Raw genomic sequence first — 11,750 nt, 5'->3', positions numbered from 1 at the left:
CATTTTATACTATTTAATTTCAATATGTTGACCTGCTTGATACGTTTTAGAATGCCCTTTTTTAAGTTGAATAACAACAGGTTTATCCGAAGAGTAGAAGTATTTACCATCTTCAAATTTTAATTCTGCTGAAACAGCTTCATCAACCGCTTCAATTTTTAAATCGTCTTTTTGAATTAACGTTCCTTTCCCTAAATACAGATATTGAAAATTATTGTTTTCTTCGGAAGTCACACCAAAAACACCTTGAAATTTTATTTTTTTGTCAGCTTCATATACTTTATTATCCGTCGCATTTAGAATGAATTGTGTTGTGTTTTTAGAATTTACAACAATACTAACAAAATGTTCAGAGGTTTCAATTTTTTCAATAGATTGAATAGATTTTTCTCCCGTTTCATAAGATTCAAAAATAGACACAAACGGATTTTTAGCTCCGTTAATTCCATTCTGACGTACAATTAAAGTTGGTGTTGTTTGTGGGCTTTTATTCACCTGCCCAGGCGTGATATCACTACGTAATGTTGTTGGCGGAGCATCTACTGCATAAAGCGATCTGTTCTCCTGCCCCATCATCCACATGTTAACATGTAATGCAGGTGATATGCTGTTGATATCCCAAGTGGCATTAAAATCTTCAGAATAGTTTACTTTTCTTTGGTTTTTGAAAAACCTATAATTCTTATCATATTTCACACCTAAATCATTAACTGATTCTAAATTTAGAGCTTCATTTGATGTATTTTTAAGCGTCACCACATTTCCTAAGTTATGATGAATATAATCGTTATCAGCTTGATTTGATCTAAACACATCTACATAATACCCTGTTGTTTCCGAAGTACGAATCATAGCCACTAAACGACGTTTTTCTCCACCAGAAACATCAGCAAAAGATACATTTTGAGAGGTTTCCGAAGTGTTATAAAATCCGCTTGCAGTATCCACCGCTGGATCCATCGCATTTATCGTAATATCGCCTTCATTATAACCTGGTACAATGGTGTTAGAACCTGTAATTCCTCTGTGATATTCAGCATCGTCAGACCAATATGATTCATAAGCCGAAGCATCTGGCGCTAAAGACCAACCTTTGCCGTAAAACTGCATGGCTAAACCATTTTTAGCCAAATGCGATCTATGTTTTCCACCATAAAGCGTAAACATAAGTCCATTATTTTCGTCGTTTCCATTTCGCATAATAATATGTTTATGAAATGGAGAATATGCTGCTTTATGAAAAGGTAAATCGCTTCCCGAACCTTGCAAAGGCTGATTTAACACTATACCTTGCCAATTTGATGCATTTCTATCGTACTGACCAGAAGCTATATTTTTACGGATAACGGTTGCCATTTTTTCGGCAGTTTCCGTATCACCTTCCCAAGTGGCATAAGTTAATAAAGACTCAAAAGATGAAATATTTGCAGGACCTCCACGCATATCTCCAAAAACCACTAAATTTCCGCGAGCATCAAGCCAACCAAGATTTGCCAATGCTGCTTTAGAAATAATTGGATTTCCAGCCAAAGTATTTATTCCAGATTTGTATAATTTAACCCCCATTTCTAAAACCAAAGGAATCATTCCTGAAGCATAGCCTGGAGATTCTGGCCACAAGCCTGTTGTTGTATTGTAATAATCCATTATTTCTGGCAAAGCCGCACAGTAATCGCTCGATTTTTCGGTGTAAAACGGAATGTAATATTCCTTTCCTTTTCCGTCTTCATAAAAATCGTTAGATTCTAAAACAAGCATGCTACCCAAAACATTTTTGTAACGGTTTACGTTCCAGTTTCCTTTTTTTCCACCACGAATAAGTCCGATATCTATAAAACGTTTAAAAACAACACCTGCAACATCGGCTGGTGTTTTATTAATAGCTTTTAAATGCTCATGCGGGTTTTCATTTAAATAATCATAAAGAAAATCGTAAGCAATGGCGGTTGGCATTTGTCTGTCATCGTGAATCACTTCATAATCATAATACCCCATGATACCACCTGGCTCGTAACCTCCAGGACCTTTTGTTGATTTCTTAGGATCTAAAGGCGGTTCCATATAATAAGTACCTAATAACCACGTCCATAAAATATCTGAAGAAAATTTAGCATATTTTTCATCTTCGGTTACATAATAAGCAAACGCCGCTTGTTCGGCCAACGTTAATATTTCCATATTATTAGCACGTATCATGTGTCCGGTTTCCTTATACGGAATTAAAACAGGCGTTTTATCGGCACTAGAACGACTAATACCAAGTAAATCTCCCGATTCGTTATACGGAATTCGATCTTCTAAAGGCACGTTTATGTAATCGTTCCAAGTACGCATACCCGGTAAACGCACGGTTGGTAATGGCGCATTGCCTTCACCATAATCCCAGTTTTGATTTTTAATATAACATTGTGTGAAATGAGCACCATCTTTCCAATACATCGCTAATCGAGAAACTATCCATTCCGGATCTTCAACATGACGATTTACATGCGGATCTATTGTAGAAAGTAAATTTTCCCAAGAGGCTTTTGCCCAAGCTTCATTTTTAATTTTAGCGACTATAGAAGCTTTATCCGATTTAGTAGCATAAAGTTTTGGATGGCTTGTTGCTTTTTGCCCATAAATAGAGCTTCCAACTAAAAATAAAAGGATTAATAAGGGGGTTAATTTTGATAATTTCATCTAACTAAAAAGCTGTTTTATGATTTCTATTGTATGACGTCTAAATATAAATTCAGACTCCATATTTTAAATATTATTTCTAATGCAACGGCACCGTTTCAATATCTGGGTTGTTCTGAGCTTCAAGGTATTTTCTAAGAATTTCTTGATCTAACTCCGAACTATCTCCATACTGTTCACGTAATTCCGCTAGTTGCTTTTTAAGCTTTACAACGACATCAGCGTAAGCAGGATCGTTTACTACATTTTTCATTTCTTGTGGATCATTTTTGCGATCGTAAAGTTCCCATTCATCCACATCATAATAAAAATGTGCTAGCTTATATTCTTGTGTAATAATGGCATAATGTCTTTTCACCATATGAATACCAGGATATTCGTAATAATGATAGTACACGGCTTCTCTAGTCCATTCTTCTTGATTTCCTAATAAAAGAGGTATTAAACTTTCACCTTGCATATCGCTAGGTGCTTCAATTTGAGCAGCTTCTAAAATGGTTTGTGCAAAATCTAAATTCTGTACCATTTCGGTATTTGTAATTCCTGGCTCAATAACGTTTGGCCATTTAATTAACAATGGTGTTTTAAACGATTCATCATAAACAAAACGCTTATCAAACCAGCCGTGCTCTCCTAAATAAAATCCTTGATCGGATGTGTAAATCACCATAGTATTTTCATCTAAACCAGAATCTTCCATGTAATCTAACAAACGCCCAACATTTTCATCAACAGATGCTATACAACCTAAGTAATCTTGCATGTAGCGTTGGTAGCGCCATTTCATTAATTCCTTATCATCCATTTCTGAATATTTCGCTTTGAAATCTTCCATAACAGGACGATAAACAGAATCCCAAACAGCACGTTGTTCTGCATTCATGGCGCCTACTTCACGCTCAAAAGCTTCTAAATCCCAACCAGACTCATCTTTTAAACCTAGCTCTGCCATAAGCTCAGGATAAATTTTAGCATCTCCAGCCCAGTTCATGTGCTTTAACAAATTCATTTCTGCAGTTTTTGCTGCAGTACCTCTACCTTCGTAATCATCGAACAACGTTTCTGGCTCAACAAATGTTTTTTTAGTGTATTCTTTAAAATGTCTTGGTGCTGGCAACCACTCTCTATGTGGCGCTTTTTGCATTGAAAATAACATGAATGGTTGCTCGTCGTCTTTATTTTTTTCTAACCATTCTAAAGTCATATCCATAATAATATCCGTTACATAACCTTCTACTGTAATTTGGCCATCGTTGGTATTAAAAATAGGATTATAGTAACGCCCTTGCCCTGGTAAAATTTTAAATTCATCTACACCTTTAGGATTGTTTCCAAAGTGTAATTTACCAAACATAGCCGTTTTGTAACCTGCTTGTTGCATTAACTGTGGAAAGGTAGTTTGTGACTCATCGAAAGGAAATACGTTATCTACTTTACCATGAATATGGCAATGTTTACCTGTTAAAATAGTAGCTCTAGATGGCGCGCAAATAGAGTTTGAAACACAGGCATTAGTAAATTTAATTCCCTCGTCTGCAATACGATCTATATTTGGCGTTTCAATTAAATGATTGCTGTACGCACTAATGGCCTGATATGCATGATCATCAGACATCATAAAAATAATATTTGGTCGTTTAGCAGGAAGTTCTTTTTTAACCACTACAACCTCTTTTTTTTCTTTTGATTTACAGGAAACAATTCCTATTAAAAGAAATACCGTTAATAATTTTAAAATAGATTTTTGACTCATCATTCTAGTTAATTATAGTTTAGTAATACGCATAGCAAAGCCGTTATTGCTTTTTACGTTTAAATTTAATTTTGATTTATTTGAAACTTCAATCGCCTCTATTTTAACATGCGTTCTAGTTTCGATAGTCTCGTCGTCTGTATATACTTTGGCTCTGTAACTTTGATTTTCATCTAAAAAAGAAAAATCTAACACCACGTTTCGAGCCGTTTCTCCATTAATTCCACCAATATACCAGTCGTTTCCTTTTCTTCTTGCTATTACTCCTATTTTTCCAATCTCAGCTTCTAATACTTTAGTTTCATCCCAAGTGGTTGGTACATTATCAAAAAACTCTAATTCGGGTTCGTTACCAATAGTCTTGGTATCACCCCAAAGTACATCTTCTTTAACTGGAGCTAATGGTGCTTTATCATACCAATACAAAAACTGTAACGGACTAAAAATACAAACCGTTTTTGCTAATTGAGAGGCGTGAGACCCCATTTTGCTAACACGAGAATTATAATAACAAACCGTATTATCCGATGCTCCAGCAAGCGTGCGCGTAAACATGCTTATTAGAGTATGTGCATTAGGAACAGATTCTTCATCACCACGAATACCTTCTTGAGTTAAAAAGTTTGGATACGTTCTAGAAAAACCTGTTGGTCTATATTCGTCGTGTACATCAATAATCATTTCATATTGCGCCGTTTTTTTCACAGCTTCGTGCATCCATGCCGTAGCATCTTGATCGCCTACACGAACAAAACCGTATTTAATTCCGGCAACACCCCATTTTTTCAATAATGGTAAAACTTCTTCTATTTGCTTTTCTAAAGCACGACGGTTTATATATAAAATTAAACCAATGCCTTTTTCTTTTCCATAAGCTGTTACAGCTTCCATATCCAATGGGCCTTTAGATCTTTTTGGGTCTAAAGTTACCGTTGTCGCATCTGAGCTGTTCTTCATTTCATCGCCATACCAACCCGCATCAAACATAATATACTGCATGTTATGTTCGGCCACAAAATCGATAGCAGCATAAGCGCCTTGTGTAGTAAGCGTGGTTTCTCTTAAAACTTTACCTGGCTTAATCCAAGATTCATCAGCAATAGCAGAAGGATCGTTTAAATTTTGAATTAAATAATTATTTTCTAATAATTCACCTTCGTTTTTCGCCATCATTACTACACGCCAAGGAGATTGAAAAGGTAATTTTTTATGCACTTTGGCTCCAACTTCTACGCGTTTAGAAATGATAGCTCCAGAAATGGTATCTTGTTCTTGTTTCCCCATTTTACCATCTAAACTAGAAAGAATACTATATTTTGAAGACGTCCCTTTATCGAAACTTAAACGTGCATAATCCACCAACTTTGCCTCAGCTAAAGCAATTTTTAAACTATCGTGAATTTCCATTACAAGCGGACGCTCACAACCTTTTTCGAGTTTAGATAATGGGAGTTTTTTATACTCACCTTGTGCCGTTAAAACACCTGGACCACGCTTTGGTGTAGCCCAAACGTTATAATCTTCCTTAAAGTTGTAGTGAATATTTTCGGCTAAGCCTATTTCTTCAATATTTTGTTGCTCCGGAATTTCATAGGCAAAGGCAACACCTTCGTTGTATGCTCTACCAATAATATTTACCTGAGCTTCACCCAATTTTAAAAATATTTTTATTTGATTATAGTGGTCTGTAATTCTGCTTAACTCAGCAAAATTAGATTGCCACTCATTATTTTCTGAGGATATTTCAGTTTTTAATATGGACAAATCACCAGAAAAATCAATCTCATTAGATAATAACTTCAATATTGAAGATTGAATAACCACTTGCTCTCCATATTTTACTAAAAAGGTTATCTCATCACTATTTTCATCATTCAAAAATGTGATATTATTAATACCGTTTGGGGAACTAACTGCTGTTATTTCAGCTTTTTTACAACTAACAAACAACATCAAACAAAGCAACACTAAACTATAATCTTTTAATATTTTCTTCATTATTTTTTATTTTAATCCTATTGAAACCTCTTGAAAATTCATGGCTGGCACTTTAAAGTTAACCACATTTTCACCATTCATTTTTAAACGCTCACCTCTTAATTGTTTAAAACCAAAAGTTAAAACCACTTCGCCTTTTTTATAAGTATCTGGAATGGTTAGCAATATAACATCATCACAAGTTAATTGCATATTATCGCCATAAACTAAAGTTGCCGCACCCGATTTTTTACCTAAAATTTTAATAGAAAAACCATCTTTCTCAATAAACTTCCCTGCTCCTAAAAAAAGTGTTGTTTTGTTTTCTTCGGAAGTCACCATCCCGAATGTGCCGTTAAAATTGATGTTTTGAAAAGCGTATTTACCAATAACATCCGATGAAAACACAATATCTGTTCTATCCTGAAGGCTTTCTATTTTTAACCCCACAAAGCTTTTATTTTAGGAAATATAAATTGCCCACAATTTACCTGTACAAAACAGAAACTAACACTAATAATTAGGACTATTTTTTTCATTTCACTAAATATCTATTCGTTACGAACCCAAATATGACTTTCGTTTAATAAATCTTTATACTGCACTAAAAATTCTGCTTTCATTTTCTCAAAAACTTCTGGTTCTTTAGAAGCTAAATCTTCAGATTCACTAATGTCATTTTTCAAATTGAATAATACAAAATTGGTGAGTTCAGCATTTTTAACATAAGCTTCATTACCATCGTATAGGTTATGAATATTTGGAAGCACTTTATTGTCCGACTCCAAACGTGCCATAATTTTCCAATCGCCACTTCGCATAGCAACTCGGCGCTCATTAATAGCATCATAAAATGCCCATATTAATGGCTTTTCGCGCTCTAAATCACCTGTATTTAAAAACTTTTTAATGGATTGCCCATCTAGGGTTCTTTTAGGTAGTTCCGCACCAGCGATATCAACAAACGTTGGTAAAAAATCTAAGGCAGACACCACTTTTTCTGAGGTTCCGGTAAAAGTTTCTTTTCCTAACCAGTTTACAATACAAGGCACTCTAAAACCAGCTTCGTTAGTCCAAAGTTTCATACCTTTTAATTCTCCAGGTGTTCCATAAGAATGTTTCGCTTTCGAATATCTCATAAAAGTTTCTGGTCCGTTATCCGAAGTAAAAATCACTAAAGTATTATCGCTATATTTTTCCTTTAAAAACGCTACCAAACGCCCCACAGCAATATCTACATTTTCAACATTTGCAAAATATTCTGCCTGTTGAAGATTCTCTGCTAATGGTAAATATTTTTGAACTAAATCTTCTGGTGAAGCAATAGGTTCGTGCGGTTCGTGAAATGCCACTTCTAAGAAAAAAGGCTTATCACTTTTTTTATTTTCAAGCCAATTAATAGCTTCACTAACTACAATTTGACTACTAAAACCTTCTATTTCGCCGACTTTCTCACCGTTTCTAACAAAATTCTTTGGGTTTTGATGACTTGGAGATGCATTATTGTGTGTTGAAAACCAATGATCGAATCCAAAATCGTTAGGCTGTGGCTGTTCTTTAGAATTAAAACGAGAATTACAATGCCATTTTCCTGATAAGCAAGTATCATAACCCGCCTTTTTCAACAAGGCAGGAATAGTAACCTCATCGGCTTGCATGTGCACTAAATCACGATTATCCTCACTCTTTTTAGGGCCAGGAATAAAATCGTAAACACCAGCTTTATTTGGGCTTCTGCCAGTAAGTAACCCTACACGAGAAGGTGAACACACCGGAGCTGTTGAATAGAAATTAGTTAATTTAATTCCTGATTCGGCCAATGCATCTAAATGCGGTGTTTGTATAATGGAATGCCCAAAAGACGACAAATCTCCATAGCCTAAATCGTCACACAAAAGCACCACAATATTAGGTTGTTTACTTTCTTCTTGACCTTTACTTTCAACCGTTGTTTTTGTTTCATTTTTACAAGAAAAACCTACTAAAAGACAAACAACAGCTAGATATTTTACAAAATTAAAATGCATACTTATTTTTTAGTTGAATTAAAAAAGTCGTTAAAAAATACCATTTGATAAATTATTGAATTCGCCCAATATTGATTGGTATGTGCACCTGGTCTTTCGATATAATCGTGCGGAATTCGGCGTTCTAAAAGTTTTTTATGCAAACGCACATTAGCATCGTAGAAAAAATCGTCTACGCCACAATCGAACATAAACTTCAGATTTTTACCATCGAGCAAATGCGTCATATTAATAACGGTATTCTGCTCCCAATTTTCTGGTTCTTTGGCATAAACACCTAAACGCTTTGGAAGATCCCATCCATGAGAAAATCCTCGAATATCTAAACCACCACTCATACTTGCGGCAACTCCCCAAACATCGTGATGTTTAAACGCTAAATATAAAGCGCCATGACCGCCCATACTATAGCCCGTAATGGCACGATGGTTTTTATCGGCTACAGTATTGTAATTACTATCAACACCTGCAACAAGTTCTTTAGAAATATAAGTTTCATATCGCATATTACTATCTATTGGACTATCAAAATACCAACTGGTTTTATGCCCATCAGGACACACAATAATTACATTATATAAATCGGCATAAGCTTCGATATTTGGAGCTTTACTTAACCAAGCCTTGTGGTCGCCACCTGCGCCATGAAGTAAATAAACGACTGGCAATTTTGGTCCGTTTTTTTTATAAGAATCAGGGGTTATAACCACATTTTTTATGTCTTTATTCATGACTGTACTATGCACAACCAACGTATCAATTTTTGACGCATAAAGCGATAACGATGCACAAAAAACGAGTAAAAATCCGATTAACTTTTTCATAAAACTTGACTTATTATTTTTTCTTTAAAATGATATCTTCTAATTCTTCTAAAGTTTTTCCTTTAGTCTCAGGCATCATGAAAGCAACAAACAATAATTGTAAAACCATCATACCTGCGAATACCAAAAATACAACACCAGCACCAATCATTGGGTGGTTAAACAAAAATGGAATTAAAGAAGGAATTAAAGCCGCTAACACCCAGTGTGTTGAACTCCCGAAAGATTGTCCTGATGCACGTAAATGGTTAGGAAAAATCTCTGAAATAAATACCCAAATTACAGCGCCTTGCCCAATAGCATGTGCTGCAATAAATAGAAATAAGAAAATAGGCACTGCCATTCCCGTCCATCCTAAAAAGAATGCTGCAGATACTAATCCCAATGAAATAATGTATCCAACCGAGCCTATATACATTAAGGTCTTTCTTCCTAATTTATCAATTAAAAACACGCCCAATAAAGTAAAAACAAGGTTAGTAACACCAATACCAACACTACTTAAAAGTGCTGTACTTTCTCCCAAACCAGCTTCTTCAAAAATACGTGGTGCATAATACAAGAAGGCATTAATACCTGATAACTGATTGAAAAAAGCAATTAAAAACGCTAAGGTTAATGGAAATCTATATTTTTTTATAAAAATAGTTTCGGTTTTATCACTAGCATCAGAATGTGCTGTAAACTCTCTAATTTGTTCGTTAACATCTGCATTAGGATCTATTAATTTTAAAACTGCTTTAGCTTCTTCAGTTCTAGATTGAGATAATAACCAACGTGGACTTTTAGGTACTTTTAATGCAAATAAAATATATAAAACTGCTGGTATAGCCTCTACACCAAGCATCCAACGCCATGCATTTTCGCCAATACCACTTAATAAGTAATTGGATAAAAAAGCAATTAAAATACCAAAAACAATATTGAATTGATATAAGGCTACTAAACGCCCACGATCTTTAGCAGGAGCAATTTCAGAAATATAAGCAGGAGCCGCAATGGTTGATGCTCCAACGCCAATACCACCAATAAAACGAGCAAAAGCGAATACATAAGGATCGTTAGATAAAGCAGAACCAATGGCTGAAACAGCAAATAATACACCAATAGCAATTAAGGTGTTTTTACGTCCGTATTTGTTTGTTGGAAAGCCTCCAAAAATGGCTCCAATTACGGTTCCCCAAAGTGCCATACCCATGACTACCCAGCCGTGAAAAGCATCTGATGATTCCCATAAGGCTTGTAGTTTTTTATCGGCTCCCGATATTACTACAACATCAAATCCGAATAAAAATCCTGCTAAAGCTGCAGTAATAGACCATAATAATATTTTTTTGTCCATGTTATGTTTGTATTAGTTTTATTAAAATATTTAAATTAGTTATGTTATTTTTTTAAGGGAATAACCATATTCCATGTTTTTGTACCGTTGCTAAATCCACCAGGACCATCCATGGTGGCAAAGAAAATATGTGTAGGTTTTCCGTTTTCCACAAAAACAAAAGGTCTTTCCAATTGCCCTTGTTTAATGGTTTTTCCGTTATTCCATTTTACCGTTTTTGTGTAAGCTCTTGGATTTTCGTCAATTACCCAGTCGATACCATTTTCAGAATGTGCTACCAATCCGTCGCCTTTTCCTCCTGTAATTAAACCTCTTTGGTCTTTGGCTATCATGTGGTAACCGGCATCATCACTCCATAAATGTGGATCTTCAACTTCACCAAAACGTTCCATAGAAAATAGTGGTTCGTTGCCAATTACGGTATATTCTCCGTCATATCTCGGCGCAGTAGCCACACCAATACTCATATCGCTTTGCGAAACGCCATCTTCCTTATAACTTCTTCCTTTAAAAAGTAAAACTACCGAACCATCTTCCTTAATTAAAGGTGATGGATTGGAGGTTAAAAAACTATAATATGAATTTGGCTCCACTTCTAAAATTGGTGCATTTTGACGTTTCCATGGGCCATTGGGACTTTTAGATATTGCTATACCAATACGTTTTCCCCAACGTGCGGCAATACACCATTTACTTGATAAATCGAAATCGCTAACATTAGATTCTGTAACAGCCTCAAAAGGATGTGTAGATCCCATGTAGTACAAAATGTAAGTGTCCTTATATTTTACAATTTTAGGGTTATGGCAAGATTTTCCATCCCAATATTGTGTACCACGATCGCCTAAAGCGACATCTTGAAATTGATAAGGTCCTTCTGGAGTTTTTGATGTGGCATGCACAATTTCTGAAGCCACCATCCAACCTGGGTGAAACGGTAACATTTTTGGCCATCGAGAAGCATACATGTGGTACAAACCATCGTCTCCCTTAATAACAGAACTTCCCCAAACCCAATAATCATCCATTTGCAAACCGCCATCAATAGGTGCTTCATCTAAATTATTATAAAGACTATTTTGTGCACCGCAAGAGAACAAACATCCAATAAACAAAAGAAAAATATATTTCATCATTTTATAAAT

Annotated in this window: 8 protein-coding genes; all 8 read right to left on the bottom strand. The window is 35.2% G+C overall.

What is annotated here, in order from left to right:
* Window positions 1-9: 9 nt before the first annotated feature.
* Window positions 10-2,682, bottom strand: coding sequence for an endo-acting ulvan lysase-like protein (locus QWY92_RS15170; RefSeq protein ID WP_290272744.1), 2,673 nt, complete (start codon window positions 2,680-2,682; stop codon window positions 10-12).
* A gap of 79 nt (window positions 2,683-2,761) precedes the next feature.
* Complete coding sequence (locus QWY92_RS15165; protein ID WP_202964415.1) at window positions 2,762-4,438, bottom strand: sulfatase family protein; 1,677 nt, start codon at window positions 4,436-4,438, stop codon at window positions 2,762-2,764.
* Between the two features lie 9 nt (window positions 4,439-4,447).
* Window positions 4,448-6,433 carry a glycoside hydrolase family 97 protein gene (locus QWY92_RS15160; RefSeq protein ID WP_290272741.1) on the bottom strand — a complete coding sequence of 662 codons (1,986 nt, stop codon included), beginning with the start codon at window positions 6,431-6,433 and terminating at the stop codon, window positions 4,448-4,450.
* A 6-nt stretch (window positions 6,434-6,439) separates the two neighbouring features.
* Entirely contained in the window at window positions 6,440-6,862 is a 423-nt protein-coding gene (locus QWY92_RS15155) for an endo-acting ulvan lysase-like protein (protein WP_290272739.1), read from the bottom strand.
* A 101-nt stretch (window positions 6,863-6,963) separates the two neighbouring features.
* Entirely contained in the window at window positions 6,964-8,439 is a 1,476-nt protein-coding gene (locus tag QWY92_RS15150) for a sulfatase-like hydrolase/transferase (RefSeq protein WP_290272736.1), read from the bottom strand.
* Between the two features lie 2 nt (window positions 8,440-8,441).
* Window positions 8,442-9,263, bottom strand: a complete 822-nt coding sequence (locus tag QWY92_RS15145) for an alpha/beta hydrolase (RefSeq protein WP_290272734.1) — start codon at window positions 9,261-9,263, stop codon at window positions 8,442-8,444.
* 13 nt (window positions 9,264-9,276) lie between these two features.
* Window positions 9,277-10,605, bottom strand: a complete 1,329-nt coding sequence (locus QWY92_RS15140; RefSeq protein WP_042504843.1) for a sugar porter family MFS transporter — start codon at window positions 10,603-10,605, stop codon at window positions 9,277-9,279.
* Window positions 10,606-10,649: 44 nt separating this feature from the next.
* Entirely contained in the window at window positions 10,650-11,741 is a 1,092-nt protein-coding gene (locus QWY92_RS15135) for a glycoside hydrolase family protein (protein ID WP_290272731.1), read from the bottom strand.
* Between the last annotated feature and the right edge of the window lie 9 nt (window positions 11,742-11,750).

It is taken from the genome of Algibacter miyuki (assembly GCF_030409805.1).
Taxonomy (GTDB): domain Bacteria; phylum Bacteroidota; class Bacteroidia; order Flavobacteriales; family Flavobacteriaceae; genus Algibacter; species Algibacter miyuki.
The sequence above is the reverse complement of the archived record's forward strand: the minus strand, read 5'-3'. Positions and strand labels throughout refer to the sequence as shown.

What these genes read in the sequence shown, in the direction of transcription:
- QWY92_RS15150 (WP_290272736.1), bottom strand. Translation starts at nt 8,439, where the DNA reads ATGCATTTTAATTTTGTAAAATATCTAGCTGTTGTTTGTCTTTTAGTA.
- QWY92_RS15160 (WP_290272741.1), bottom strand. Translation starts at nt 6,433, where the DNA reads ATGAAGAAAATATTAAAAGATTATAGTTTAGTGTTGCTTTGTTTGATG.
- QWY92_RS15135 (WP_290272731.1), bottom strand. Translation starts at nt 11,741, where the DNA reads ATGATGAAATATATTTTTCTTTTGTTTATTGGATGTTTGTTCTCTTGC.
- QWY92_RS15165 (WP_202964415.1), bottom strand. Translation starts at nt 4,438, where the DNA reads ATGATGAGTCAAAAATCTATTTTAAAATTATTAACGGTATTTCTTTTA.
- QWY92_RS15170 (WP_290272744.1), bottom strand. Translation starts at nt 2,682, where the DNA reads ATGAAATTATCAAAATTAACCCCCTTATTAATCCTTTTATTTTTAGTT.
- QWY92_RS15140 (WP_042504843.1), bottom strand. Translation starts at nt 10,605, where the DNA reads ATGGACAAAAAAATATTATTATGGTCTATTACTGCAGCTTTAGCAGGA.
- QWY92_RS15145 (WP_290272734.1), bottom strand. Translation starts at nt 9,263, where the DNA reads ATGAAAAAGTTAATCGGATTTTTACTCGTTTTTTGTGCATCGTTATCG.